Raw genomic sequence first — 25636 nt, 5'->3', positions numbered from 1 at the left:
CAACGAGGCGTCGGTATGACGCGCAGGATTTTCGGCGGGATTGCCCTGCTGGGTTGCGCGCTCGTACTGTCGGCGTGCGGCTTCCAGCTGCGCGGTGCGAGCGAGTATGCATTCCACCGTTTGTACATCTCCGGCGGCGGCCAGATGGCGACCGACATCTCGCGCTACATCCGTTACGGCAGCAAGGGCACGGTCGTGGTGACCGAGCCCAAGGATGCTGACGCGCGGTTGGAAATCGTGAGCACCACGTCATCTCGCACTGCTGTCAGTCTCGACGCCAACGGCCAGGCGCGCGAATATGAGATGCGCAGCGCTTTTACTTTTCAGCTCGTGACACCGGATGGCCGGCCGATCATCCCGTTGAGCACGATTCGTCTGACGCGCAATCTGCCGTACAGCGACAGCGAAACGACGGCGCGCGATGCGGAAGGTGCACTGCTCAACCGCGACATGCAGAAAGATGCCGTCGACCAGATCATTCGTCGCATGGAAGCGGTGAAATCCCTGCCGGCGACGAAGCCGGAAGAGTAACGTCTGCCATCATGCAACTGCGTCCCGACGCGCTCGACGCGCATCTCGCCAAGACCCTCTCGCCGATCTATACGATTTACGGCGACGAGAGCCTGCTCGTCCAGGAGGCGGTGGATCGTGTACGCGCGGCGGCACGTGCGGGCGGTTTCACCGAGCGCGATGTGCTCAGCGTCGAGCGCAGCTTCGACTGGGGCGCGCTCGCGAACGCCGGCCAGTCCATGTCGCTGTTCGGCGACCGCAAACTCATCGAGTTACGCATTCCCGGCGGAAAGCCGGGCAAGGACGGCGGCGCAGCGCTCAAGGCGCACGCCAGTGCCGCGAACAGCGACGTCCTGACCATTGTCACGCTGCCCCGCCTGGATGCGGCAGCGACCAAATCCGATTGGTTCACGGCGCTCGACCGCGAGGGCGTGACGATCAAGATCGATCCGGTCGACCGGAGCCGTCTGCCGGACTGGATTGCGCAGCGTCTCGCCTCACAAGGGCAGCGCGTCGAAGCCGGTGAGCCGGGACGCCGTGTGCTGCAGTTCATCGCGGATCGCGTCGAGGGCAACCTGCTGGCGGCCCATCAGGAGATTCAGAAGCTCGGTCTGCTGTATCCGGCGGGTGCGCTCGCGTTCGAGCAAGTGCAGGATGCCGTGATGAACGTGGCGCGTTACGACGTCTTCAAACTCAGTGAAGCGGTCCTGGCAGGCGATACCGCCCGGCTGGTGCGCATGCTCGACGGCCTTCGTGGCGAGGGCGAAGCAGCACCGCTGGTCCTGTGGGCGTTGACCGAAGAAGTACGCACGCTCACCAAGATCACGCGCGGGATGGCGGCGGGCAAGCCGCTTGCGATGTTGCTGCGCGAGTATCGGGTCTGGGGGCCACGAGAGCGCCTGATGGAGCAGGCGGCCAACCGAGTCACACCCGCCAAGCTGGGGCAGGCACTGCAGTTGGCCGCGCGTCTTGACCGGCAGGTCAAGGGGCTGCGGGCCGACGGTCTGTCCGGCGACCCGTGGGACGGCATGCTGCAACTCGGGCTGCTGCTCGCCGGCGAGCGACCGCCGATGGCGCGCTCCGCTCGCGCACCCCGTCCGGTGCACGCGTAGACCGCGCCCAAGCGCTGCCAAGTGCTGCCAAACGCCGGAATCCACCTCCCGGGGCACGGGAGCCGCGCCAGCAAGATCCCCACAATTGACGGACAATCTGGCGCATGACTGGCGACGTGCCGTGTGCTGCCGTCCGAATACCGTGATGACGGCCGGCACCGAAAACCCACCGAATGGACTGGCGATTGCGTCGCCAAGAGAACTGCGAAACAGACGATATGGATATCAAAGCCTACATGCAATCGTTGGGCCAGCGCGCCCGTGAGGCGTCGCGCGCCATGGCGCGTGCCGACACCGCTGCCAAGAATCGCGCGCTGCTCGCGATTGCCGATGCCATCGAGCGCGATGGCGCGGCGTTGCAGGACGTGAATCGCCGCGATCTCGAGCGCGCCCGCGCCAATGGTCAGGACGGCGCGTTCATCGACCGTCTCACGCTGTCGGACAAGGCGCTGCGCACGATGATCGAAGGACTGCGTCAGATCGCGGGCCTGTCGGACCCCATCGGCGAGATCAGCAACGTGCGCGTGCAGCCGAGCGGTATTCAGGTCGGTCAGATGCGCGTGCCGCTGGGCGTCATCGGCATCATTTACGAATCGCGTCCCAACGTGACAATCGACGCGGCTGCGCTTTGCCTGAAGTCGGGCAACGCGACCATTCTGCGCGGCGGGTCCGAAGCCATCGAGAGCAACACGGCGCTGGCCGCCCTCATCGCGCAGGCGCTCGCGGCGAGCGGGTTGCCCGGTGACGCCGTGCAGGTCGTGACCACGCCCGACCGTGCAGCGGTCGGCGAACTCATCACGATGACCGACTATGTGGACGTGATCGTGCCGCGCGGCGGCAAGAGCCTGATCGCGAGGTTGATGCAGGACGCGCGCGTGCCGATGATCAAGCACCTCGACGGCATCTGCCATGTCTACGTCGACGGTCGCGCCGATCCGGCGAAGGCGCTGGCGATTTGCGAGAACGCCAAGACGCATCGCTATGGCACCTGCAACACGATGGAAACATTGCTCGTCGACCAACAGGCCATCGACCAGTTGCCCGCCATCGCGCGCATGTTCCAGGATAAGCAGGTCGAGCTGCGCGGTTGCGAACGAACCCTGGCGGCGCTCAGCGACGCCGGCGTGACGGGCGTGGTGGCGGCGACCGAAGCGGATTGGTCGACGGAATATCTGGCACCGGTGCTGGCGCTGAAGATCGTCGATGGCATGGCGCCGGCCATCGCGCACATCAATCGCTACGGCTCGCATCACACCGATGCTATCGTGACCGAGGATTACTCCGCCGCCATGCAATTCCTGCGAGAAGTCGATTCCGCGAGCGTGATGATCAACGCGAGCACGCGTTTCGCCGATGGCTTCGAATTCGGTCTGGGTGCCGAGATCGGTATCTCGAACGACAAGCTGCACGCCCGCGGTCCGGTGGGTCTCGAGGGCCTGACGAGTCTGAAGTACGTCGTGTTCGGACACGGCGAAGTCCGCCAGTAAGCCATTTCGTCAGAGACGTCGCATGAAACTGCAAACGCTCGGCCCGGCCGATTTTCAGACGATGCCGTGGAAGAACGGCCTGGGGGTCACGACCGAGCTGGCGGTGGCGCGACGTCCCGGTGAAGACGGCTTCGATTGGCGCATCAGCACGGCCACGGTCGCGAGCCCGGGGCCGTTCTCCGTGTTCCCGGGCATCGATCGCTCGCTGGCCATCGTGCGGGGCGGCACCCTCACGCTCAATGTCGAAGGCCGCCCGGACGTGACGCTCTCGACGCGCACGCCTCCATACGCCTTCGGCGGCGAGTTGACGGTGAGCAGCACACCGATGCTGGAGACGTCCGGCGTGCCCATCGACGACTTCAATGTCATGACACGTCGCGCCGCATGGCAGCACACGCTGGCTCAGCATCGGCTCGACGGGGAGCCCCTGCCGTGGACACTGCCTGGCGAGGCCGATGGCGTCGCCTTCCTTTACTGTGCGCAAGGGCATGTGCGGGCGATTTTCGGGGACGGCCAAGCCGTGAGCGTTCCCGAGGGACATGCGCTTCGCGTCGACGGTGGTGATGTCTGTGAACTGCGGGCCGAGGCAAGCCCTGCCCACCTCTTCCTGACGACGCTCTCGCGACGTTGACCCCCCTGGCCTATGCCGCGCAGACGCTTACAGGCCGGTCTCACCCCATCCCATCCCATCCCGTCCGCGCGCGTGACGCCACGCCGCAACGCGCGCCCTCCGTCGTCTTCGTATTTTCCCTAGGCCGATCCCGATACTTTTCCAGCGAGCAAAACGGCATACTTCCGTTTATCCATATATAAATCAAAGTTCCACCCATGAGACGAATTGATCTTCACGTCGTGCAAGGCGGGGTGGCATGGATCCCCTGAGCGACGTTCTCAACGATCTGCGGGCGGATGCGGTCGTGACAGGTCGCTTCACGTTCGGGGCCCCCTGGTCGCTGCGCAAGCCGGCGATGGACGGTGCGCCGTTTCGCACGGCGACGGGAGAGCCGTTTTATCTCGTTGTGGCTGGCATGGCGCCGGTGCGCGTGGAGCCGGGCGACTGCGTGCTATTGCCGCATGGACACGAGCACGTGATGTGCTCGTCGCTGGACGAGCCGCCGGTGGTCTTCGAGCAATTGATGACGGCGCAGGGTATCGCGCCCCGGCTCGACACACCTCTCGCGTTCCGCGCGGGCGGCGCGGGGCCGGTAAGCGACCTCTACACGGGCGTAGTGATGTTCCGGGAGCGCGTGCGCAATCCCTTGCTCGCGTCGCTGCCGCCGCTCATCCATATCCGCGCCGGCGATCCGGCCGTTCCCGCGCGGCTGACCACGACCCTGGCGGGCTTCATCGAAGAGTCGATGCAGTGCGGTGCGGGATGGCGCGTGGCCGTCGCGCGTCTGGCTGACGTGCTGTTCATCCAGATCCTGCGTGCCTATCTCGGTGCCAGCGGCGGCGCGACGACGCATTGGCTGCGCGGCATGACCGATCCGCAGTTGGGACGCGCCATCGCCTCGATGCACGATGCGCCGCAAAGGCCTTGGACGGTCGAGCAACTGGCCGACATCGCGGGCATGTCGCGCTCGAAGTTCTGCCTGCGCTTTCGCGAACTCGTGGGTGAATCGCCGATGTCGTATCTCACGACGCATCGCATGTACCTGGCTGCTGAGCGTCTGGCGGGCGCGGGCGTGCGCATCGCCGATGTGGCCGATGCCGTCGGCTACGCGTCGGAGAAGGCGTTCACCCGCGCCTTTCGTCGCCGCTACGGCTTGCCGCCGCGCGAATATCTCAGACACTGCGGCCCGGCCAACTGACGCGACTGTCGAGCCTCGCGCGTGAGGGTTTTCCCGTCTCTGGACGAACGGCATCCTTTTCGGGCCGAGCGGTCGTTGTTCGCCAATTTTCTCGTTGTGAGAATTCACTCACCTTCTGCCGGCGCGTCGTAAGACACGCCGGGGCAGACGGCAGTCACAACGGGAGAGTCAATGGAATTCCAACTCAACGGGCGGCCCTTCGTCTTCGACGGCGATGACGGCACGCCTTTGCTGTGGGTCATCCGCGATGCCGCGGGGCTGACCGGCACCAAATACGGCTGCGGTATCGGCGCATGCGGTGCCTGCACGGTACACCTCGATGGTGTAGCCACGCGCACCTGTGTGCTGCCGGTCTCGGCGGCGGCGGGCAGGCGCATCACGACCATCGAGGCCCTGTCGCCGACACGCGCGCATCCGATTCAGCAGGCGTGGATCGCCACGGATGTGCCGCAGTGCGGCTACTGCCAGTCCGGCATGGTGATGGCCGCGGCGGCGCTGCTCGACAAGCATCCGCATCCGACCGACGCCCAGATCGACGAGGCGATGACCAATCTCTGCCGTTGCGCGACCTATCACCGTATCCGGGAGGCGATCCATGCCGCTGCCAAACGCTGAGCGCACCACGGCTGACGTGAACGAGGCTGCGTCCCATGCTCCCGCGTCGCCGTCCCGCCGTCACTGGCTCAAAGGGATGTCGCTGGCAGCGGGCAGTCTGCTGGTTCCGATTTCGGCGTCGTGGGTGGTCAGTCCCGAAGCGCGCGCGGCGGGCGAGACCCTTGTCGAAATCAACGACTGGATCCGCATCGATGCCGACGGCACGACCGTGCTCGGTCTCTCGCAATGCGAAGTCGGACAGGGCGTCTACACCGGTTTGCCCCAGGTGCTGGCCGATGAACTCGACGCCGATTGGCGTCGGGTGCGCGTCGAATTCGTGACTGCGCGCGACGCCTACCGAACGGCTGCGGCCAACGAGGCGTTGCAGCAGTTCGTGGGGGCATCGATGTCGGCCACGTTGTTCTATGAGCGTCTGCGAATCGCCGGGGCGCAAGCACGTGAAGCCTTGGTCGCCGTGGCTGCACGCCGGTTCGGCGTTCGCACGACCAACTGTGTGACGCATGAAGGCCGCGTCGTCCATCCGCAATCGGGCCGCTCGCTCGGCTACGGTGAGCTGGCCGCCGAGGCCGCGACGCTGCCGCTCAATTCGCATCCGCGATTGAAGAACGAAGCCGCCCATGCCTTGATCGGGAAGTCGGTGTCGCGTCTTGATACACCGTCGAAGGTCGATGGCTCGGCCGTCTTCGGTATCGATGTGACGGTGCCGGGCATGCTCGTCGGCGCCGTGCGCATGGCCCCGACCACAGGAGGCGTTCCGCTGTCGGTGCGCAATCGCGACGCGATCAAGGCGCGCAAGGGGGTGCAAGACGTCGTGCAGGCGAAGGACGCCATCATCGTCGTCGCTAACGATTACTGGTGTGCAAAGCAAGCGTGCGATGCCCTCGATATCGAATGGAAAGCGGGCGCCGCGGCCGACAGCGCGACGATACTCGCGCAGCGCCGTGCCGCGCTTGTCGATGGGAAGGCAGGCGTTGCGACCGACGTCGGCGATGCCCCGGGCCTTATCGCTGCAGGTCTCTCAGGTGCTGCCGGCGGCAAGCGTGTGATGGCCGAATACCACACCCCGTACATCGTCCACGCGACGATGGAGCCGGTGAACGCCACCGTGCACGTGCGCAAGGCGCAGGGTGAGATCGAGGTCTGGGGGCCGATCCAGGGGCAGGACAAAGTTCGCTGGGCGCTAGGTGGCATCTTCAAGCTGCCACCGGAGAAGGTCATCGTGCACACGACCTTCCTCGGCGGCAGTTTCGGACGCAAATACGTGCCCGATTTCGTGATCCATGCGGCGGTGGCATCGGTGGCGGTCGGGCGTCCCGTCAAGGTGATCCGCTCTCGCGAAGACGACATACGACACGGCTTCTATCGTCCCTGCGCCTCCGGTCGTTTCGAGGCGGTGCTCGGTCACGACGGGCTGCCCACGGCCCTGCATGCGCGCGTGGCCGGGCAGTCGCTCTACAACGTCATCAAGAAGGACCATTACGAGAAGGCCGGCTATGACGAGACCATGCTCGACGGGCTCTACGACCTCGCGTACGCGGTCCCGAACCTGCGCGTCGAAGGCATCGACGTGCCGCAGCCCAACATTCCCGTGAGCTTCATGCGCTCGGTCGGTTCGACGTCGAGCGTGTTCTTTCTCGAGAGCTTTATCGACGAGATGGCCGACGCCGCCGGCGTCGATCCCGTCGAGTATCGCAAACGCCTGCTCAAACACGATGCGCTCGCAACGCGGGTGATCGAGACGACGGCGGCGTCTGCCGGTTGGCACACGTTGGCGAAGCCCGGCGTGCATCGCGGGTTCGGCTACTGCGCCTATACCGGACGCGGTGCGGCCTTCTCGACCTATGTCGCGCTCGCCCTGGAGCTGCGCGTCGTGAACGAGCGCTTCAAGATCGAACGCGTTGTGTGCAGCGTCGATTGCGGCCGTGCAATCAACCCGAACCTGATCCGCGCGAACATCGAAGGCGGCATCGGATTTGCGCTCACCAATACGTTCAAGAGCCAGATTACCTTCGCCAACGGCGGCGTGGAGCAAAGCAACTTCGGCGACTATCCGCTGCTGTATCTCGTCGAGATGCCGACGATCGAGACTGTGATCGTGCCGAGCGACCGCCCGCCTCAGGGGTGTGGCGAAGTGTCATTACCGCCGGTGGCGCCGGCGGTGGCGCAGGCGATCCGTCGCGCCACCGGTGTGCGGGCGCGTTCGATGCCGCTGCCGCAGACCGTCGCGCAGGCGCGTGCGCTCGCCCGTGAAGCGCATGACGAGGGGCACGCCTGATGGACGCGCTCGACGCTGAAGTGCTCGATGCCGTCGCTCGCTGGCAGGCGCAAGGCGACGACGTGCTGCTCGCGAGTGTCGCGCGGACATGGGGCTCGGCGCCGCGTCCCGTCGGCGCGATGATGGCGCTCGCCACGCGCGGGCGCGTCGCCGGGTCGGTCTCCGGCGGTTGCATCGAGGACGACCTGCTCGCGAAGGTCGCCGGTGGTTTCCGGCCGGGCTTGCGACCTCACGTGCAGACGTACGGCCTTAACGCCGATGAGGCGCACCGCTTCGGCTTGCCGTGCGGCGGCACGCTCGAACTGGTCGTCGAGCGCGTGACCCCGCGCAGCGGGCTCGACGCCATGCGCGAGGCCATCGGCCACGGTCGACTCGGGGTGCGTGAGCTGGATCTGTGCACGGGGGTGGCGCGTGTGCGCAACGTTACGCAGCCGGCAGCGTTCGACTATTCGACGACGCGCCTGACGGTGCCGTTCGGCCCGCGCTGGCGAATCATCGTGATCGGCGACGGGCAACTGACGCAGCATCTGGTGACGATGGCGGTGCCGCTGGGTTATCGGGTCGTCGTCTGCGATCCCCGCGATATCCACGAGGTGACGCGAGACGCGATGGGCGGCGCCCATGTCTCGCATTCGCGGGAGATGCCGGACGACCTGATCGCGCGTTTGCATCCCGACGGCCATACGGCGATTGTCGCGCTCACGCACGATCCGAAGCTCGACGATATGGCGCTGCTCGAAGCGCTCAAGTCCGACGCGTTCTACGTCGGTGCGATCGGCTCGCGCCGCAATCAGGCGTCGCGTCGCGAGCGTCTGGCGATGTTCGATCTGAACGCCGCGCAGATCGACCGCCTGCACGGGCCGGTCGGCCTGCCGCTCGGGGCGCGCACGCCGCCGGAAATCGCGCTGGCGATTCTGGCGGAGATCACCGGGCTGCGCAACGGCGTCTCAAATGCCGTCTCGGTCGGTCACTTGCAGGGAAGTCGGGAATGTCGAACGCGTATTGCATGAGGCGCTTGTAATTCGTAGTCCAATATAAAAAATGGGGAATGTCATGAAACACAAGGTTTGGTTGGCAATGGTGTTGACGCTTGCGGCGGGCTGTGCCAAAGCGGATGGGCTGCAGATCTACGGCATTCTGGACAACAGTCTGGAATACCTCAGTAACGCAGCCGCTGGCGCGAACGGCAGCAAGGCGTCACTCTTTCGCGTGAGCAACGGATCTCAGGCAGCGAATCGCTTCGGCTTCAAGGGGGCGGAAGAGCTGGGCGGCGGGCTCAAGGCGATCATGCAGCTCGAAGCAGGGTTCAATCTCGACTCTGGACAGCTCCAGCAGGGCGGACGCATGTTTGGCCGCCAGGCGTATGTGGGTTTGCAGAATCAATGGGGGGCACTGACTTTCGGCCGACAGAAGAACCTGATTTACGATGCGTTCCTCGAACTCGATCCGCTTTCGTACTACAGCTATTCGCTGCCCGCACTCGATGCTCAGTTCGTTGGCAAGGCCGACAACTCGATCAAGTACGCCGGCAACTTCAATGGCATCAAGGTCGCGGGCCTGTTCTCGACGGGTTACGACGCCAGCATTGCCAATGGTGCGCAGGTGCCGGGGCAGTGGCGCGTGGGCAAGGAGTACAGCGTGTCGGTCGGGTACGGAAACGGTCCGCTCAATGTCTCGCTGGTGTACGACCAGCAACGTGGCACGTCGGTCATGACGCAGGGCAATACCACGCAGCGGGTGGCGGCGGGGGCGAGCTATGCCGTCGGTAACTTCAAGCCGTTCGTGGGATATCAGTGGTATCTGAGCGACGTGCCCGGCGTCGCGGGCCGCAATGAACTGATCTTCGCCGGGTTGCAGTACCGGCCCGTGACCGAAGTGATTCTCTCGGGGGCGATCTACTACAACAACATCACGTCGGCCAATCAACATCCGTTTTTGCTGGCGGCCAATGCGGCGTATCTGCTTTCCAAGCGCACACAACTGTTCGCGGAAGTCGGTTTCTCGCGCAATCAGAACGGCTCCAATCTGGGGTGACCGGCTACGGCGCAAGCATCCTGCCGGGTAGCAATCAAGTCGGCGTGGCCGTGGGTCTCGCGCACTACTTCTGAGGCAGAGAAAAAAAGGACACCCGGGGGATCCTGGGTGTCCTCTCATATCGCCTGTCGATGACCCGGCGAGGGCCATCGCGGCGAGGGCTTAGTGACGGAAGTGACGCGTGCCCGTCATCAGCATGGCGACGTTGCGCTCGTCGGCCGCGGCGATGACTTCGTCGTCGCGCATCGAGCCGCCCGGGTGAATCACGCAGGTCGCGCCTGCGTCGACCACCACGTCGAGGCCGTCACGGAACGGGAAGAAGGCGTCCGAGGCCACGGCGGAACCGCTCAGCGACAGGCCGGCGTTCTGGGCCTTGATGCTGGCGATGCGCGCCGAGTCGACACGGCTCATCTGACCGGCGCCCACGCCCAGCGTCATACCGCCGGCGCAGAACACGATGGCGTTCGACTTGACGTACTTGGCCACGCGCCAGGCGAAGAGCAGGTCTTCCATTTCCTTCGGCGTCGGATGACGCTTCGTTACCACGCGCAGTTCATGCGGGGCCACGTTCTTCGCATCCGGCGACTGCACCAGCAGGCCACCGCCCACGCGCTTGAAATCGTACTGATTCACGCCGTTGCCGAGCGGCACTTCGAGAAGACGCACATTCTGCTTGGCCGCAAAGACTTGCTTGGCGGCGTCGGTGAACGACGGCGCGAGCAGCACTTCCACGAACTGCTTGGCGACGGCTTGCGCGGCGGCTTCGTCGACTTCACGGTTGAACGCGATGATGCCGCCGAAGGCCGACGTCGGATCGGTCTGGAACGCCTTGGCATAGGCGTCGACCGGCGATGCGGCCACGGCCACGCCGCAAGGATTGGCGTGCTTGATGATGACGCAGGCAGGCGCGTCGAACGTCTTCACGCATTCCCACGCGGCATCGGCGTCGGCGATGTTGTTGTACGACAGTTCCTTGCCCTGGAGCTGGCGATAGTTCGCCAGCGAGCCTTCCGGCGTGACGATGTCGCGATAGAACGCGGCGCTCTGATGCGGGTTCTCGCCGTAGCGCATGTCCTGCACCTTCGTGTACGCGAGATTCAGCGTGGCCGGGTAGGCGGAGCGTTCGGTGTGACGCAGCGACTCGCCCAGGCTCGTGAGGTAGTTCGTGATCGCGCCGTCGTACTGGGCCGTGTGAGCGAACACCTTCGTGGCCAGACGGAAGTTCGTGGCGTAGCCGACCGTGTTGCCGTTCGCCTTCATTTCGTCGAGCACCACGGCGTAGTCGGTGGGATCGACGATCACGGTGACGTCGCGATGGTTCTTCGCAGCCGAGCGCAGCATCGTCGGGCCGCCGATGTCGATGTTCTCGATGGCGTCTTCGAGCGAGCAGTCATCGCGCGCGATGGTCTGCACGAACGGGTACAGGTTCACCACGAGCAGGTCGATCGTCGGAATGTCGTGCTTCGCGAGCGCGGCCATGTGCTCGGGCAGGTCGCGGCGGGCCAGAATGCCGCCGTGAACCTTCGGATGCAGTGTCTTCACGCGCCCGTCGAGCATTTCCGGGAAGCCGGTGTAGTCGGCCACTTCGGTCACCTTGAGGCCGGCGTCAGCCAGCAACTTGGCGGTGCCGCCAGTGGAGAGGAGCGACACGCCCTGCGCAGCGAGCGACTTGGCGAAGTCGACGATGCCGGTCTTGTCGGAGACGGAAATGAGAGCTTGCTTGATCATGACGGACAGTAGTGAAGCGGCAAAAACGGGCGATGTGGGCAAATGGGGCGGGCACCATGCGGCGTCGTCGACGCAGGCGCGCCCCGCGATGGGGCTGACGGGCGGCGCGTGGGTCTAGACGGCCTCCCGTTCGCGCGCAACGGCTAGAGCAGGCCGTGCTGCTGCAACTTCTTGCGCAGCGTGTTGCGGTTGATCCCCAGGTATTCTGCAGCGAGCGACTGGTTGCCGTCGGCCTTGCCGAGCACGAACTCGAGCAGCGGCCTCTCGACGACCGAGACGACCATATCGTAGACATCGTGTGGTCGTGCGCCATCCAGATCGCGGAAATACGAATCCAGACTGTCGCGCACGCATTGTTCTATGTTTGTTTTGCTCATGCGGCTAATAGCTCCCTCGGCGATTCTTGTTCATAGCAGAGACGGTCCGAGTGCGCCTTCTGCTGTTCGAAAAACTCGTTGACCGCAGCCAACTGGTCCTGCGTGGTGTCGAGCGTATTCATACGCTGGCGGAACGTGGCTGCCCCCGGCAGGCCACGCGAATACCACGCGATATGCTTGCGCGCGGTCCGCACACCGGTGTATTCCCCGTAAAACTCGTAATGATCCTCGAGGTGTTCGTTCATGATTTGCTGGATCTCGTCGACGCGCGGCGGCAAGGCGATCTCGCCCGTCGTGAGAAACAGCTCGATGTCGCGGAACAACCACGGACGCCCTTGGGCGGCGCGGCCGATCATGATGGCGTCCGCGCCCGTGACGTCCAGCACATGTCTGGCCTTTTGCGCCGAGTCGATATCGCCGTTGGCGACGACCGGAATGCGGGCCGCGGCCTTGACGGCGGCGATGGTTTCGTACTCCGCGTCGCCGTGATACAGGTCGGCGCGCGTGCGCCCGTGCACCGTGAGCATGCTGATGCCGCAGTCTTCGGCAATACGGGCGACCGTGAGGGCGTTCTTGTGTTCACGATCCCAGCCGGTGCGAATCTTCAGCGTGACCGGCACCACATCGCCCACGGCGCCGACGACGGCGGACACGATGCGGGCAACGAGCGGTTCGTTTTGGAGCAGGGCCGAACCGGCGGCGACGTTGCACACCTTCTTGGCCGGACAGCCCATGTTGATGTCGATGATTTGGGCGCCGCGCTCCACGTTGTAGCGGGCGGCCTCGGCCATCATGGCCGGGTCGGCGCCTGCGATCTGCACCGAGATCGGCGCGACTTCGCCCGCGTGATTGGCGCGGCGCATCGTCTTCTCGCTCTTCCAGAGCTGGGCGTTCGAAGCCACCATCTCCGAGACGGCATAGCCCGCACCGAGTCGCTTGCACAACTGGCGGAACGGCCGATCCGTCACACCCGCCATGGGGGCGACGAACAGGTTATTGCGGAGTTCGTGGGGGCCGATATGCACGATGTAGGGAAAAGGCGGGAAAAAGTTGGCATTTTACTGCGAAAACCCATTCTCGTCGCCTAAAAAATGAGCAGGCAGTCCGATCGTCGCGCCGGGCAAGCCAGACACTCAGCCGCGCTGGCCGAACATCATCTGGCGGGCGAAGGCCGTTTTGAGCGGCGGGACAAGGTCGAGGCTGGCGAGGGCCACACTGCGCAGCAGGGCGACCGGGGCCGCGTCGATGCCGAAGACGCGAGGCAACAGGTCGGTGATGCGGATCGTGAGACCCCGGTCGGCGCGGCGCCGGCGGGCGAAGGCGGTCAGCGCCGCGGGGCTCGGCACGCCGGGGTGCGGCGTGCCGCCGCGAATATCGCGAACGAGGGCGTCGGCCAGGTCGAAGGCGTCGCGCAGGCCGAGGTTCAGCCCTTGTCCCGCCACCGGGTGGAGCGTTTGCGCGGCGTTGCCGATGGCGGCGATCCGGCCGTCGACGACATGGCCGAGCGCGTTGAGGCCCAGCGGGAAACCTGCACGGCCGACAATCGAGGTGAAGCGGCCCATGCGGTCGCCGAAGGCGGTGTGCAGCTCGCTCAGGAACTGGGCATCGCCCAGTTCGCGCCGACGCTTCGCCTCGGCGTGCGGGCAGCACCACACCAACGCGTAGCCGTTTTCCTGCGGCAGCAGGGCCAGCGGGCCGTCCGTCGTGAAGCGCTCCCATGCCCAGCCGATGCGTGGACGCTCGCAGGTGACGAACCCGACGAGGGCCGTCTGACCGTAGTCGCGCGCATGAGGGCGCGCCATCTGACGCTCGAACAGCCCACCTTCCGCATTGACGGCGAGCGCGGCGTGCAGCGTTTGCGCGCCATCGTCGACGGACGTGCCGAGGGTCATGGTGACCTGCTGTGCGTCCTGGCTCAGGGCGATGGCCCGGTACGGGCGGAAGTGATGCAGACCCGGTCGATCCGGTGCGGGCAACGCGTCGGCCCCCTCCGGCGAGGCGTACGCTGGCGGCGGCGCGTGTTCGACGCGCCCGGGAACGCGCGACATGGCGGAGTCCAGTGCGCGCATCAGGGCGCCGTATCGCACCACGTAACCGAGTGCGGGGACGCCGTGATCGAGATAATCAATTTCCGTGCTGCCGAAGCGGCGCGCTTGCGAGACGTGAATATGTTGAATCGGTGTGCTGTCGAGCCCGGCCGCGTTGTGCGGCCAGGCGCCGGCGCGCGCGAGAATTTCGCGGCTGCCATGCGAGAGCGCGAGCGTGCGCGGGTCGTCGTACCCGGCCTGCGCGCCGCGCGCGTCGACCAGCGCGATCCGTAGCTGCGGCGCGCGCTGCGCGAGCAGAAGCGCGAGTGCCGTGCCGACCGGGCCGGCGCCGACGATCGCCAGATCGAACCGTCGCGCGCGCGCGTCCTCCGCCGCGTGGGCGGCGTGTGTGGAAGCAGCGGGAGCCCGAGCGTCAGTCATCAGCCACGCATCAGCGCTTCGATCTCGTCGGCATCGACCGGCACGTCGCGCGTGAGCAGTGTGCAGCCGTCGGCGGTCACGACCGCATCGTCCTCGATGCGAATGCCGATGTTCCAGTAGCGCTCGTCGATGTCCGGCGCGGGACGCACGTAGATGCCCGGCTCGATGGTCGTCACCATGTTCGGGACCAGCGTGCGCCACGGACGTTCGCCGTTCGGACCCTCCTCGCGGTACTCGCCGCAATCATGGACGTCCATGCCGATCCAGTGCCCCGTGCGGTGCATGTAGAAGCGGCTGAACGACTTGTTGGCGATTACGTCGTCGAGGCCGCCCACCGCATCGTGTTTGAGCAGACCCGTGTCGAGCATGCCTTGGGCGAGCACGCGCACGGCGGCATCGTGGGGCGCGTCGAAGCGCACGCCCGCGCGCGTTGCGTCGATAGCCGCCTGTTGCGAGGCGAGCACGATGTCATACAGCTCGCGCTGTGCCGCGGTGAACTTGCCGTTGACCGGGAACGTGCGCGTGATGTCCGACGCGTAGCCATCGAGTTCGCAAGCGGCGTCGATCAGGCACAGATCGCCGTCGCGCAGCTTGGCGTCGCCGGCGCGATAGTGCAGCACCGTCGCATTGGCGCCGGTGGCGACGATCGAACCGTAAGCGGGGAATTGCGAGCCGTTGCGGCGGAATTCGTATAGCAGCTCGGCTTCGAGATGATATTCACGCAGCCCCGGGCGCGATGCCTTCATCGCACGCACATGGGCTTCTGCCGAAATCTTGCCCGCACGCGCCATGATGTCGATTTCAACCGGGTCCTTGACCAGACGCATCTCGTCGAGGATCGCGCGGATATCGCGCGCGGCAGACGGTGCCGACACCCCCGTTCGGCCCTGCGCACGCACCGCGCTCAGCCAGTGACGGACCTGACGATCCTGCTGCGCCGAAGCGCCGAGCGCATAGAACAGCGCCGGCGCGTCGGCCAGCAGTTGCGGCACGCGCGTATCGATCTCGTCGATGGGGTAGGCGGCGTCGAAGCCGAAGGTCTCGCGCGCGGCTTCCGGGCCGTAGCGATAGCCGTCCCAGATCTCGCGTTCTTCGTTCTTCGCGCGGCAGAACAGGATGGAATGACCCGTGCGGCTGTCGAGCAGCACAACCGCATCGGGCTCCGTGAAGCCGGACAGGTAATAGAAATAGCTGTCGTGACGATAGGGATAGTCGCTGTCGCGGTTGCGCGGCACTTCGGGCGCGGTCGGCAGAACGGCGACACCGCCACCGGCCTTGCGCATCTGTTCGATGACGCGCTCGCGGCGGGCGCGGTACGGGGAATCAGTCATCGCGGGCTCCATTTCGGTCGGTTCGGTCGATTGAAAACTTCGTCAGGCGATTCTACTGCCGGGGGCGCCGTCGTGCCGGGCCTGCACGTCGGCGTTCAGGGCAGCGAGTTGTGCCGGGGTGCCAACGTTTTCCCACAGGCCATCGAAGCGCTCGCCACTAACACGCCCGGCGGCGATCGAGCGCTGGTACAGCGGGGTGAGCGCCATGCGCGTGCCCGAGGCGATGTCGGCAAAGAGCCGGAGGTCGTACAGCGCGATGCTGCCGAACGTCAGCGCCTGCGCCGTGGGCGGGGCGGCCTCGGGGAGATGCAGTTGGCCAGCCGGGTCGAGGGCGAAGTCGCCTTTCGGATGAAACGGTGGGTTCGGCACCATCACCAGGTGCATGCCGGGCGCAGGCTGCGCGGCCATGCGTGCCGCATGAGGTCGCAACGCCGCGTAGTCGAACGAGGTGAAAATATCGCCCGCGATCGCCAGGAACACGTCGCCGGCGCCTTTGAGCAAGGGACGTGCGCAGGCGATTCCGCCGGCGGTTTCCAGGGCTTCGCCCTCGGCCGAGTAGGCAAGCCGAACGCCAAATGCGCGGCCGTCGCCTAGCGCGGCCTCGATCTGCGCGCCCAGCCAGGCGTGATTGATCACGATATCCGTGAACCCCGCGCGCGCCAGCGCTTCAATCTGCCAGACGATGATCGGCTTGCCGCCGACACCGAGCAGTGGCTTGGGCGTGGCGTCGGTGAGCGGGCGCATGCGCTCGCCGCGCCCGGCCGCGAAGATCATCGCCTTCATTGCGGTCATGCGGTGCGCCTCAGAACGTGTAGCCGACATCCGTGCGCTGGCCGGTCAGTGCGTCGAGCAACTGGGCGAGCGGGCGGAGCGGCGCGTAGCGGTCGGCGACCTTGCGCGCGTAGCCGAGGAAGCGCGGCGTGTCGGCCAGATAGCGCGGCTTGCCGTCACGATAGTTGATGCGCGCGAAAATACCGAGCACCTTCAGATGACGCTGCAGCCCCATCCATTCCGCCTGACGGTAAAACTCGCCGAAGTCGGCGTCGACCGGCAGGCCGGCCTTGCGGGCGCGTTCCCAGTAATACGCCAGCCAGTCGAGCTGACGTTCCTCGTCCCAGCTGAGGAAGGCGTCGCGCATCAGCGAGATCACGTCGTACGTGAGCGGTCCGTAGACGGCGTCCTGGAAGTCGAGAATGCCGGGGCCCGTGGTGCCCGGCAGGCCCGGCATCAGATTGCGCGGCATGTAATCGCGGTGCACGAACACCTTGGGTTGCGCGAGCGCACTGTCGATGAGCAACTGATTGATGCGGTCGAGCGTCGCCCGTTGGTCCGCGCTCAGCGTCACCTTCAGGTGCTTGCCAACGTACCAGTCCGGGAACAGATCGAGTTCGCGCTGGAGCAGCGCCGTGTCGTACGCGGGCAGCACGTCCGGGCGGGACTGCATCTGCCAGACGATCAGCGCATCGAGCGCGGCGCGCATGAGGGGGCGGGCATTGTCCTCGGTGATGACGTCAAGATACGTCTCGCGCCCGAGGTCCGAGAGCAGCAGGAAACCCTGCGCGAGATCTTCGGCGAGCACCTTCGGAGCCTGCAGGCCCGCGTCGGCGAGTAATTGGGCGACGTGCACGAACGGACGGCAATCCTCCTGCGGCGGCGGTGCGTCCATCACGATCAGGCTCGGATGCGCAGGATCGTGACTGCCGATACGGAAGTAGCGCCGGAAACTGGCGTCCGCGGAGGCCGGCGCCCACTGCGCCATGTCCAGCGCGAACGGTTCGGCGATGCTGGCGAGCCAGTGGCCGAGGGCTTGCAGGCGAGCATCGGTGGTGTTGGAGAGCGCGTGGGAAGCGTCGGAAACACTCGCGGAGGCAGCGGGATGTGCGGTCATGATGGGGGTCGTAAACGTCTTGCCATATAATACCCGATCATGTTTTCCAGACGCCCTGTTTCTCGACCTCGATCGACCGTCCCGAATGTCCCGGCAACGCCGTGCAGACATGCGGGATTGGCTGCCTGCAAGCGGCGCCTCGATTGTCACGCTGTTTGCGTACATGCCGGATAAACAAGTCCATACGAATGATGTTTCTTCGCTGCGGCGCCTGATGCGCGCGCGCCGAAAGCCACTGGCACTCCTGCTCTCCCTGCCGGGCGTGTGGTGTTCGCTCGCCGGTGCGCAGGAAGCCCCCCCTCCCGATATTGCCAAGAGCGACGGATTGGTGTTGCGCACGGTGCCGGCGCTCGTCGACAACCCGTTGGGCGCCGGAGACGACGTGCCGATGTATGTGCGCGGCATGCACCTCACCGGCCGGACCAACGTGGATGCGACCGTCGATGGCGACGCTGAGGCGCGCAAGTACCGTTCGTTCGTGAAGGGTGATCGCCTCACGTACGATCAGGACTCTGACGAGGTCGTGACGCGTGGCAATGCGCGCCTGTCGCAAGGGGGCAATCTGTTCCTCGGCCCCGAGGCGCATATGTACACCGGTGCGGGCGACGGCTATATGCTGACGCCGACCTACAAACTCGTGACGGGCGGGGGCGGAAAGTCGGAGCGCGCGGACGTCGAGGCGAGCAACGTGGTGACCTTGCAGCACGGCACGTATTCCGCCTGCGCGTGCACGGACGACGGCAAGACGCCAGCCTGGTACATCAAGGCGTCCGAGTTCGAGTTCGATCAGGAGCAGCAGGAAGGCACGGCGTACAACGGCATCCTGTTTTTCCAAGGCGTGCCGATTCTCGCCAGCCCGTATCTGTCGTTCCCGACGTCGAACGAACGTCGCTCGGGCTTCCTGGCGCCGACCTTCACTCAGTCGAGCCGCACCGGCTTCGAGCTGGCGACGCCGTATTACTTCAATATCGCGCCGAACCGTGACCTGACGCTCACACCCCGCTTCATGACCAAGCGCGGCACGATGCTCATTGGCGACTTCCGCTACCTTGAGCCGACGTACGCAGGGTTGTTCCATTTCGAATACCTGCCGAAGGACCGAATTACGGGGGACGCCCGCTACACGTTCACATGGCAGCATAGCCAGTCGCTCGGCTACGGCGTGAATGGCTACGTCAACTTCACGAAGGTCTCGGACGACACCTATCCGGACGATTTCGGTGCGGGCACCAACTTCCAGACCGGTGTGCAGCGTGTCTACAATCGCGAAGCCGGGTTGACGTGGGGGTACGGCAATTGGTCGTTCCTTGCCCGAGTGCTGAAGTATCAGACGCTCGCGCCGACCGCGCCGCAGTACGAGTCGGTGCCGGAACTGTCGGCGACCTACAACAAGCTGGACTTCCACGGCTTCGATTTCACGATGCCGATCAAGTACAACCGGTTCCAGATTGCGTCGTCGACGGGGCAGCCAAATGGCGAGCGCCTTTATGCGCAGCCGACGTTGAGCTACCCGATCCTGACCCCTGGCTACTTTATCGTGCCGAAGGTCATCTTCAACGCGGCCGCGTACAACATCGATTATGCGAACGGCTCGACGATGCAGTCGTCGATCACGCGCACGGTGCCGACGCTCAGTCTCGATACCGGACTGACGTTCGAGCGCCCGCTGAACCTGTTCGGCTCGGCGATGCGGCAGACGCTGGAACCGCGCTTGTTCTATGTCTACACGCCGTATCGAAATCAAAGTTCCATTCCGATTTTCGACAGCGCGGTTTCCGACTTCAACCTGGCGGAAATCTTCAGCGAGAACTCGTTCATCGGCGTCGACCGGATTCAGGATGCCAATCGCGTGACGGCGGCACTGACCTCGCGCCTGATCGATGCGGAGTCGGGGGTGGAACGAGGCCGTGTCTGGTACGCGCAGCGCTACAACTTCACACGCTCGCTCGTGACGATGCCGGGCGGCACGCCGGAAGACGCTGGCATTTCCGACTTCCTGGTCGGAGGTTCGGCATTGCTTTACCGAAACATCACGTTCAGCACCGCCGTGCAATACAGCCCGAGCACGTCGCAGTTCAACCGCTCGGATGTCGGCGTGACATGGCGCCCGGGGGAGCGACGGGTGTTCAACGTGTATTACCGCTACCTGCGAAACCCTGTGCCGGTCGTGGGACAGACCGCATTGACCGTCACACCGATCAATCAGGTCGAACTTTCCGGTCAGTGGCCGATCACACCGCGGTTGGGCGTTGTGGGGCGCCTGAACTACAGCATTACTGATAAGACCTTCATCGATGCCCTGGCGGGTTTCGAGTATGATGCCGACTGCTGGGCCTTCCGGGTGGGGCTCCAGCGCTATGCGACCAATGCCACCACGACAACTTCGCGTATCTTCGCGCAGTTGGAGCTAAAAGGCTTGACGAAGTCCGGCAACAGCGCCACAGAAGCCTTCAAGGTCGGGGTGCCGGGTTATCAGGCGCCGCCGACGAACCAGATTCCTTCTCGATTCAGCAACTATGAATGACATGTTTGTGAAGCGTGCCTCGCTGCTGGCGAGCCTGTGTCTCGCCGCCGGGGTGGCGGTGGCCCAGCCGGCGCCGGTCGGTAGCCGTGTCGCGGGGACGCCTGCATCGTCCGTGCGCGCGGTCGATTCCATCGTGGCCGTGGTCAACGACAGCGTGATCACCCGGAAGGAACTCGACGCGCGTATCGAGGAGGCCAAGCATCAGCTCGTGCTCGCCAAGCGGCCGATTCCGGACGCCGATCTGCTGCAGCGCCAGGTGCTCGAGCAATTGATCGTCACGCAAGTGCAGCTTCAGCGCGCGAAGGAAGACGGCATCGTCGTGAAGGACGCCGACGTCGAGCAGGCCCTGCAACGCATCGCCGCCGACAACCATCTGAGCATCGATCAGTACAAGGCGAGACTGTCGCAGGCCGGTGTGCCATGGGACGCCTTCCGCAAGGAAGTGCGCGAACAGATCGTGATGGCACGCCTGCGCGATCGCGAAGTCGACAGCCAGGTGCAAGTCAGCGATTCGGAAGTCAACACCTTCCTCGCCGCACAGCGCGGTGCCACGGCGACGCCGTCCGAAACCGAGTACCGCCTGAGCGAAATCCTCGTGAAGGTGCCCGAGGGCGCTTCGCCCGACCAGGTCAGTGCGGCGCAGAAGAAGGCGGACGAAGCACTGGACAAGGCGAAAGCCGGCGGAGATTTCGCAGCGCTTGCCAAGCAGTATTCGGACGCCTCCGATGCCGCGAGCGGCGGCGACATGGGCTTTCGCATTCCCGAACGCATTCCCGATCTGTACCTGAGCCAGATTCAGAAGCTGCAGCCAGGGACGGTGGTTCCGCAGGTGCTTCGCAGCAACAACGGCTTCCACGTCATCAAGCTGGTCGAGACCCGCAAGCAGGGCGGTGAGCAAGGCATGACCGTGCCGCAGATCCACGCGCGTCACATCCTGATCCGGGTGGGCGATGGTGTGTCGGAAGCGCAGGCGCGTCAAAAGCTGCTCGACATCAAGGCCAAGATCGAAGCGGGCCAGGGCGATTTCGCCGACTTCGCGCGACAGTTCTCGGCGGACGGTTCGGCATCGCAGGGCGGTGATCTCGGCTGGATCTCGCCGGGCGAGACCGTACCGGCATTCGAGCGCGCCATGTCCGAACTCAAGGACGGTCAGATCAGCGACCCGGTGCGCTCGGAGTATGGCTATCACCTGATTCAAGTGCTGGGTCATCGCGAGACGCAGGTCTCGGGCGATCAGGAGCGCAATGTCGCGATGCAGGAACTGCGTGGCCGCAAGGCCGAGCAGCAGTACCGCGACTGGTTGCAGCAACTGCGTGACAGTGCTTATGTCGACTATCGTCTCAATAGCGCGCAACAGTAAGCGGCGTGTGAGACATTTCAGTCCCCCTCTCTTCTCTCTCTCGTCCCAGGCATGACTTCCGACCGGTCCTTCGTCCTCGCCATCACCACGGGTGAACCGGCGGGCGTCGGGCCGGAGCTGACGGTACAGGCACTGGTGAAGTGCCTGTCGCCCACGGACGGTGCCACCGACGTCAGCGTCGACGCCCCCCTTCTCCGTTGCCAGTTCGCCGTGCTCGGCGATGCGTCGCTGCTCGCGGCACGTGCGCAGGCCGTGGGGCTCGGCGACGCCTGGCAGGCATTGCTGTCCGCTGCCCGCGTGCGTGTCGTGCACCATCCGCTCGCCGTCACGGCACAGGCAGGGAAGCTCGACGCCGCCAACGGTCGTTACGTGCTGGCCCTGCTCGACGATGCCATCGATGGAGCGCTGGCCGGCACCTATCACGCCATTGTCACGGCACCGCTACAGAAGAGCACGATCAACGACTGTGGCGTGGCCTTCACCGGCCACACCGAGTACCTGGCCGAGCGCACCGGCACGCCACGTGTCGTGATGATGCTGGCCGGCGGTGGACTGCGCGTGGCGCTGGCAACGACGCATCTGCCGCTCGCGCAAGTGCCGGGTGCGATTCGTCACGACGATCTGCTGCAAACGCTCATCATCCTCAATCAGGATCTGATGCGTCATTTCGGCGTGACGCGTCCGCGCATTCTCGTCACCGGTCTCAACCCGCACGCGGGGGAATCGGGTTACCTCGGCCGCGAGGAAATCGACGTCATTACACCGGCCCTCGACGACGCGCGCGCCGCCGGCATCGACGCCCGCGGCCCGTATCCCGCCGATACACTCTTCCAGCCACGCCACCTCGAAGGGGCCGATGCGGTTCTCGCGATGTACCACGACCAGGGACTGCCGGTGCTCAAGTACGCGAGCTTCGGCGCAGGCGTGAACATCACGCTAGGCCTGCCGATCATCCGCACGTCGGTCGATCACGGCACGGCCCTCGATCTCGCAGGCACCGGGCAAGCCGAGAGCGGCAGCCTGCTTGAAGCCTTGCGTACGGCCGCCACCATGGCAGCCAATGCCGCGACACACGCATCATTGACCGCAGGCGCGAGCGGCGATCCGCACGCCGCAAAACCGCGTTCATAAGGAATTTCACATGAGTAGCGCATCGAAGCGCACGGGCGTCCAACAGGGCCACGTGGCGCGCAAACGTTTTGGTCAGAATTTTCTCGTCGACATGGGCGTGATCGACGCGATCATAGGCGCGATCTCGCCGCGCACCGACGACCTGATGGTCGAGATCGGGCCGGGGCTGGGTGCGCTGACGACGCCGCTCACAGAGTGGCTCGCGCATTTGCATGTGGTCGAACTCGACCGCGACCTGGTTGCACGCCTTACGCGCAAGTTCGGTGAGCGCGTGAGCGTGCATGCGGGCGACGCGCTCGACTTCGACTTTGGATCGCTTGTTCCGGCAGATCGACGCGACGAAGCCCCGCTGCGCATCGTCGGCAACTTGCCGTACAACATCTCCAGTCCGCTGCTTTTCCATCTGATGCGCTATGCGGCGCTCGTGCGCGATCAGCACTTCATGCTGCAGGACGAAGTGGTCGAGCGCATGGTCGCGCCCGCGGGGTCGAGCAACTACAGCCGGCTCTCGGTCATGCTTCAGTATCGCTACTGGATGGACAAGGTGCTCGACGTACCACCGCAGGCGTTCAATCCGCCGCCGAAGGTCGACTCGGCCGTGGTGCGGATGATTCCGCGTGCCGTGGCCGATCTGCCGCAGGTCGATCTGGACGTGTTCGGTGCGGTGGTGGCGCAGGCGTTCTCGCAGCGCCGCAAGATGCTGCGCAACACGCTGCACAGTTACCGCGATCGTGTCGATTTCGATGCGCTGGGATTCGATCTCACCCGTCGCGCCGAGGACGTTCCGGTCGACGAATACGTGAACCTCTCGCGTGCCATCAGTGGCGCCGGTTCACCAGGCTGATCCCGGCGAACACGAGCGCGACGGCGCCCGCAAAGCGCCAGCCGACCGATTCACCCAGCACCAGCACGCCGAACGTCACGCCGAAGAGCGGGCTTAGGAACGAGAACGACGCGAGGCGGGCGGCGCTGTAGCGCGTCAGCATCCCGAACCAGATCAGGTAGCTGGCAAACGCCACGCCAATGGACTGGTAGGCGAGGCTGACCCATGTCGTGGCCGTCATCGGGCCGACGTGCACGCTGCCTGTCCCCAGTGCCAGTGCGCACAGCAACACGGCCGAGACGGCGAGTTGGTAAAGCAGCGTCTTCGACGGTGCGGCGCTCGCCAGGCGTGATGCCCGGACGATCACCGTCGTCATTCCCCAGAACACGCCAGCGAGGAGGCCGAGCAGGTCGCCGGGCCACGTTTTCGCGAGGTCCGAACCGCTGCCGTCCGAGAACGCGATCACGATGCCGCAGAAGGCGACGGCCATGCCGAGCCATTGCATCGGCCGCAGCCGTTCGCTCGGCACCGTCCAGTGAAGGCCCATGGCGGTAAAGCAGGGGGCCGAGTACAGGAAGACGGCCATGCGCGAGGCCGTCGTGTGCGTCAGGCCGACGAAGATGCAGAGGAATTCCAGCGAGAAGAGCAAGCCCGCGAGGAGGCCCGCCGGCAAGGTGCCGTCGCCGGTGAAGAGCTTCTGACGGCGCCACAGCATCCAGCCGCCGACCAGCACGGTCGCGATCAGCGAGCGCAGGCCGGCTTGCAGCACGGGAGGCACGACCGGCACGGCCAGTTTGACGGCGACCTGCTGGCCGCCCCAAACCGCACATAGGCCAAACATGATGGCGAGCGCGGCGGCATCGATCGGACGCGGAGTGGTTTTCATGGAGTTGGTTCGGATGGCGACGTATCGTGAGCCCGATACGCTGTGTGGCTCATTGTCTCCGATCCCGGTCGCTCGGGCAGCATTCTGGTGCAGGTAACAGGGGTAATCCGGGAGGCATTGTTTCGTCTCGCGACATTATGTTTCCCTGTTCCACGGGTTTATTGCACATGGCCGTGGCGATACAATGCTCCGCGCGGGCCATGGTGCCTGCCTCCGCCGTCATTTTCCGCACTATTGCGCATGTACAAGAAAGGCTCCGCCGTCGAACTTCAGTTCTCCCCGTCACGACTCAACGACGGGGCTGGCGATCCGTACTGGATCGATCTCACTCGCGACGAGGCGCAAGCATTGCTCGCCGCACTGCAATCGCATCTGGGCCGGCCAGAACCCGTTGCCTCGGGGACCGAATCGCCGCTCGTGTTCCCCCTGTTGGATCCGGCGGCACCGCAGAAGACTGAAACGACGCAGGACGACGGTGCTGTGCGCGTCGTGTCCGGCGACACGGCGCCGGCCTACCGCCAATGGGTCTGTGTGATCTGTGGCTGGATTTACGACGAAGCGCTCGGCTGTCCGGACGACGGCATTGCCCTCGGAACCCGCTGGGAAGATGTGCCGGAAGACTGGCGTTGCCCGTTGTGCGACGTGGGCAAGGAGGACTTTGCGATGGTGGAGTTCTGACGCGTCGGGCCGGTCTGCACGAAGGTAGCCGGCACGCTGTTGTGTCATCCGGGTAACGGCCGCCGCAAATGGGCGGCCGTTACCGCATGGCGCGCGGACTGGCGGGCTTTACAAGCCGCCCTTGGCCGAATGCTTCTGGATCAATTCGATCTTGTAGCCGTCCGGATCTTCGACGAAGGCGATGACCGTGGTGCCGCCCTTGACGGGCCCGGCTTCGCGGCTGACCTTGCCACCGGCCGCACGGATCGTGTCGCAGGCGACGTAGGCGTCGTCGACTTCGATCGCCAGATGGCCGAACGCGGTGCCGATTTCGTACTTCTCCACGCCCCAGTTGTAGGTCAGTTCAAGCACCGTGTGTTCCGACTCGGCGCCATAGCCGACAAAAGCCAACGTGTACTTGTACTCGGGGTTCTCGCTCTGACGCAGCAGTTGCATGCCAAGCACACGCGTGTAGAAATCGATCGAGCGCTGCAGGTCGCCGACGCGCAGCATGGTATGGAGCATTCGCATGATGTTTTTAACCGATGGGGACAACGAGAACTCGATTGTACCCGTGCGCATGAAAATGAGCTGCATTCACGCAGCGTTGAGCCACGCT

General features: G+C 65.0%; 23 protein-coding genes. 14 read left to right on the top strand and 9 right to left on the bottom strand.

Features of this window, described 5'->3' with window-relative positions; translation table 11 throughout:
* The first annotated feature begins 15 nt into the window (after positions 1-15).
* From OYT13_RS21795 to OYT13_RS21750, 9 genes are all read left to right on the top strand, one after another.
* Positions 16-531, top strand: a complete 516-nt coding sequence (locus tag OYT13_RS21795) for an LPS-assembly lipoprotein LptE (protein WP_268566938.1) — start codon at positions 16-18, stop codon at positions 529-531.
* Positions 532-542: 11 nt separating this feature from the next.
* Complete coding sequence (holA, locus tag OYT13_RS21790) at positions 543-1622, top strand: DNA polymerase III subunit delta (protein ID WP_268566937.1); 1080 nt, start codon at positions 543-545, stop codon at positions 1620-1622.
* 218 nt (positions 1623-1840) lie between these two features.
* Positions 1841-3109 (top strand): glutamate-5-semialdehyde dehydrogenase, encoded by a 1269-nt coding sequence (locus OYT13_RS21785; RefSeq protein ID WP_268566936.1) that lies wholly within the window; start codon positions 1841-1843, stop codon positions 3107-3109.
* 22 nt (positions 3110-3131) lie between these two features.
* Positions 3132-3740, top strand: a complete 609-nt coding sequence (locus OYT13_RS21780; protein ID WP_268566935.1) for a HutD/Ves family protein — start codon at positions 3132-3134, stop codon at positions 3738-3740.
* A gap of 238 nt (positions 3741-3978) precedes the next feature.
* Entirely contained in the window at positions 3979-4920 is a 942-nt protein-coding gene (locus OYT13_RS21775) for an AraC family transcriptional regulator (protein ID WP_327198103.1), read from the top strand.
* Between the two features lie 171 nt (positions 4921-5091).
* The gene (locus OYT13_RS21765; protein ID WP_268566934.1) at positions 5092-5535 is read left to right on the top strand and encodes a (2Fe-2S)-binding protein; all 444 of its coding nucleotides are present in this window, start codon (positions 5092-5094) and stop codon (positions 5533-5535) included.
* Between the two features lie 16 nt (positions 5536-5551).
* Positions 5552-7810: a molybdopterin cofactor-binding domain-containing protein gene (locus OYT13_RS21760; protein WP_442796500.1), complete on the top strand. Its 2259-nt coding sequence runs from the start codon at positions 5552-5554 to the stop codon at positions 7808-7810.
* Positions 7810-8820: an XdhC family protein gene (locus OYT13_RS21755; protein WP_268566933.1), complete on the top strand. Its 1011-nt coding sequence runs from the start codon at positions 7810-7812 to the stop codon at positions 8818-8820. The genes OYT13_RS21760 and OYT13_RS21755 overlap by 1 nt, the downstream gene beginning before the upstream one ends.
* A 43-nt stretch (positions 8821-8863) precedes the next feature.
* Complete coding sequence (locus OYT13_RS21750) at positions 8864-9844, top strand: porin (protein WP_268566932.1); 981 nt, start codon at positions 8864-8866, stop codon at positions 9842-9844.
* Positions 9845-10006: 162 nt separating this feature from the next.
* Here OYT13_RS21750 and purH read toward each other — a convergent pair whose 3' ends face one another.
* The 7 genes from purH to OYT13_RS21715 form a co-directional block, all read right to left on the bottom strand.
* Entirely contained in the window at positions 10007-11572 is a 1566-nt protein-coding gene (gene purH, locus OYT13_RS21745; RefSeq protein ID WP_017235194.1) for a bifunctional phosphoribosylaminoimidazolecarboxamide formyltransferase/IMP cyclohydrolase, read from the bottom strand.
* Between the two features lie 143 nt (positions 11573-11715).
* Complete coding sequence (locus OYT13_RS21740; RefSeq protein WP_268566931.1) at positions 11716-11949, bottom strand: Fis family transcriptional regulator; 234 nt, start codon at positions 11947-11949, stop codon at positions 11716-11718.
* Positions 11946-12974 carry a tRNA dihydrouridine synthase DusB gene (dusB, locus tag OYT13_RS21735; protein ID WP_026132199.1) on the bottom strand — a complete coding sequence of 343 codons (1029 nt, stop codon included), beginning with the start codon at positions 12972-12974 and terminating at the stop codon, positions 11946-11948. The genes OYT13_RS21740 and dusB overlap by 4 nt, the downstream gene beginning before the upstream one ends.
* A gap of 108 nt (positions 12975-13082) precedes the next feature.
* The gene (locus OYT13_RS21730) at positions 13083-14417 is read right to left on the bottom strand and encodes a UbiH/UbiF/VisC/COQ6 family ubiquinone biosynthesis hydroxylase (RefSeq protein WP_268566930.1); all 1335 of its coding nucleotides are present in this window, start codon (positions 14415-14417) and stop codon (positions 13083-13085) included.
* Positions 14417-15760, bottom strand: coding sequence for an aminopeptidase P N-terminal domain-containing protein (locus OYT13_RS21725; protein WP_442796432.1), 1344 nt, complete (start codon positions 15758-15760; stop codon positions 14417-14419). Before OYT13_RS21725 ends, OYT13_RS21730 begins: the two co-directional genes overlap by 1 nt.
* A gap of 30 nt (positions 15761-15790) precedes the next feature.
* Entirely contained in the window at positions 15791-16531 is a 741-nt protein-coding gene (gene murU / locus OYT13_RS21720; protein WP_268567918.1) for an N-acetylmuramate alpha-1-phosphate uridylyltransferase MurU, read from the bottom strand.
* Between the two features lie 19 nt (positions 16532-16550).
* Positions 16551-17636 (bottom strand): aminoglycoside phosphotransferase family protein, encoded by a 1086-nt coding sequence (locus tag OYT13_RS21715; RefSeq protein WP_268566928.1) that lies wholly within the window; start codon positions 17634-17636, stop codon positions 16551-16553.
* 214 nt (positions 17637-17850) lie between these two features.
* Between OYT13_RS21715 and OYT13_RS21710 the strand changes: the two genes are divergently transcribed.
* From OYT13_RS21710 to rsmA, 4 genes are read left to right on the top strand one after another with little or no spacing between them, the layout of a single operon-like run.
* Complete coding sequence (locus tag OYT13_RS21710) at positions 17851-20160, top strand: LPS-assembly protein LptD (RefSeq protein ID WP_268566927.1); 2310 nt, start codon at positions 17851-17853, stop codon at positions 20158-20160.
* Complete coding sequence (locus OYT13_RS21705) at positions 20153-21520, top strand: peptidylprolyl isomerase (protein ID WP_268566926.1); 1368 nt, start codon at positions 20153-20155, stop codon at positions 21518-21520. The genes OYT13_RS21710 and OYT13_RS21705 overlap by 8 nt, the downstream gene beginning before the upstream one ends.
* A 51-nt stretch (positions 21521-21571) precedes the next feature.
* Positions 21572-22651, top strand: a complete 1080-nt coding sequence (pdxA, locus tag OYT13_RS21700; protein ID WP_268566925.1) for a 4-hydroxythreonine-4-phosphate dehydrogenase PdxA — start codon at positions 21572-21574, stop codon at positions 22649-22651.
* 10 nt (positions 22652-22661) lie between these two features.
* Positions 22662-23495, top strand: coding sequence for a 16S rRNA (adenine(1518)-N(6)/adenine(1519)-N(6))-dimethyltransferase RsmA (gene rsmA, locus OYT13_RS21695; protein WP_268566924.1), 834 nt, complete (start codon positions 22662-22664; stop codon positions 23493-23495).
* Here rsmA and OYT13_RS21690 read toward each other — a convergent pair.
* A complete protein-coding gene (locus OYT13_RS21690; RefSeq protein WP_268566923.1) occupies positions 23470-24360 on the bottom strand; it encodes a DMT family transporter in 891 nt (296 codons plus the stop codon). The genes rsmA and OYT13_RS21690 overlap by 26 nt on opposite strands.
* 240 nt (positions 24361-24600) lie before the next feature.
* Here OYT13_RS21690 and OYT13_RS25190 point away from each other — a divergent pair, with 240 nt between their 5' ends.
* Complete coding sequence (locus tag OYT13_RS25190; protein WP_327198102.1) at positions 24601-25038, top strand: rubredoxin; 438 nt, start codon at positions 24601-24603, stop codon at positions 25036-25038.
* Between the two features lie 108 nt (positions 25039-25146).
* Here the strand turns inward: OYT13_RS25190 and gloA are convergent, their stop codons facing one another.
* On the bottom strand, positions 25147-25548 hold the full coding sequence (gloA, locus tag OYT13_RS21680; RefSeq protein WP_026132205.1) for a lactoylglutathione lyase: 402 nt from the start codon (positions 25546-25548) through the stop codon (positions 25147-25149).
* Between the last annotated feature and the right edge of the window lie 88 nt (positions 25549-25636).

The organism is Pandoraea sp. XJJ-1 (assembly GCF_026802345.1).
Classification (GTDB): domain Bacteria; phylum Pseudomonadota; class Gammaproteobacteria; order Burkholderiales; family Burkholderiaceae; genus Pandoraea; species Pandoraea cepalis.
This window is presented reverse-complemented; position numbering and strand designations above follow the sequence as displayed.

Excerpts from the sequence above, each read along its gene's own strand:
- OYT13_RS21795 (WP_268566938.1), top strand. The coding sequence starts at position 16 with ATGACGCGCAGGATTTTCGGCGGGATTGCCCTGCTGGGTTGCGCGCTC.
- holA (WP_268566937.1), top strand. The coding sequence starts at position 543 with ATGCAACTGCGTCCCGACGCGCTCGACGCGCATCTCGCCAAGACCCTC.
- OYT13_RS21785 (WP_268566936.1), top strand. The coding sequence starts at position 1,841 with ATGGATATCAAAGCCTACATGCAATCGTTGGGCCAGCGCGCCCGTGAG.
- OYT13_RS21780 (WP_268566935.1), top strand. The coding sequence starts at position 3,132 with ATGAAACTGCAAACGCTCGGCCCGGCCGATTTTCAGACGATGCCGTGG.
- OYT13_RS21775 (WP_327198103.1), top strand. The coding sequence starts at position 3,979 with ATGGATCCCCTGAGCGACGTTCTCAACGATCTGCGGGCGGATGCGGTC.
- OYT13_RS21765 (WP_268566934.1), top strand. The coding sequence starts at position 5,092 with ATGGAATTCCAACTCAACGGGCGGCCCTTCGTCTTCGACGGCGATGAC.
- OYT13_RS21755 (WP_268566933.1), top strand. The coding sequence starts at position 7,810 with ATGGACGCGCTCGACGCTGAAGTGCTCGATGCCGTCGCTCGCTGGCAG.
- OYT13_RS21750 (WP_268566932.1), top strand. The coding sequence starts at position 8,864 with ATGAAACACAAGGTTTGGTTGGCAATGGTGTTGACGCTTGCGGCGGGC.
- purH (WP_017235194.1), bottom strand. The coding sequence starts at position 11,572 with ATGATCAAGCAAGCTCTCATTTCCGTCTCCGACAAGACCGGCATCGTC.
- OYT13_RS21740 (WP_268566931.1), bottom strand. The coding sequence starts at position 11,949 with ATGAGCAAAACAAACATAGAACAATGCGTGCGCGACAGTCTGGATTCG.
- OYT13_RS21730 (WP_268566930.1), bottom strand. The coding sequence starts at position 14,417 with ATGACTGACGCTCGGGCTCCCGCTGCTTCCACACACGCCGCCCACGCG.
- OYT13_RS21725 (WP_442796432.1), bottom strand. The coding sequence starts at position 15,760 with ATGGAGCCCGCGATGACTGATTCCCCGTACCGCGCCCGCCGCGAGCGC.
- murU (WP_268567918.1), bottom strand. The coding sequence starts at position 16,531 with ATGAAGGCGATGATCTTCGCGGCCGGGCGCGGCGAGCGCATGCGCCCG.
- OYT13_RS21715 (WP_268566928.1), bottom strand. The coding sequence starts at position 17,636 with ATGACCGCACATCCCGCTGCCTCCGCGAGTGTTTCCGACGCTTCCCAC.
- OYT13_RS21710 (WP_268566927.1), top strand. The coding sequence starts at position 17,851 with ATGCGCGCGCGCCGAAAGCCACTGGCACTCCTGCTCTCCCTGCCGGGC.
- OYT13_RS21705 (WP_268566926.1), top strand. The coding sequence starts at position 20,153 with ATGAATGACATGTTTGTGAAGCGTGCCTCGCTGCTGGCGAGCCTGTGT.
- pdxA (WP_268566925.1), top strand. The coding sequence starts at position 21,572 with ATGACTTCCGACCGGTCCTTCGTCCTCGCCATCACCACGGGTGAACCG.
- rsmA (WP_268566924.1), top strand. The coding sequence starts at position 22,662 with ATGAGTAGCGCATCGAAGCGCACGGGCGTCCAACAGGGCCACGTGGCG.
- OYT13_RS21690 (WP_268566923.1), bottom strand. The coding sequence starts at position 24,360 with ATGAAAACCACTCCGCGTCCGATCGATGCCGCCGCGCTCGCCATCATG.
- OYT13_RS25190 (WP_327198102.1), top strand. The coding sequence starts at position 24,601 with ATGTACAAGAAAGGCTCCGCCGTCGAACTTCAGTTCTCCCCGTCACGA.
- gloA (WP_026132205.1), bottom strand. The coding sequence starts at position 25,548 with ATGCGAATGCTCCATACCATGCTGCGCGTCGGCGACCTGCAGCGCTCG.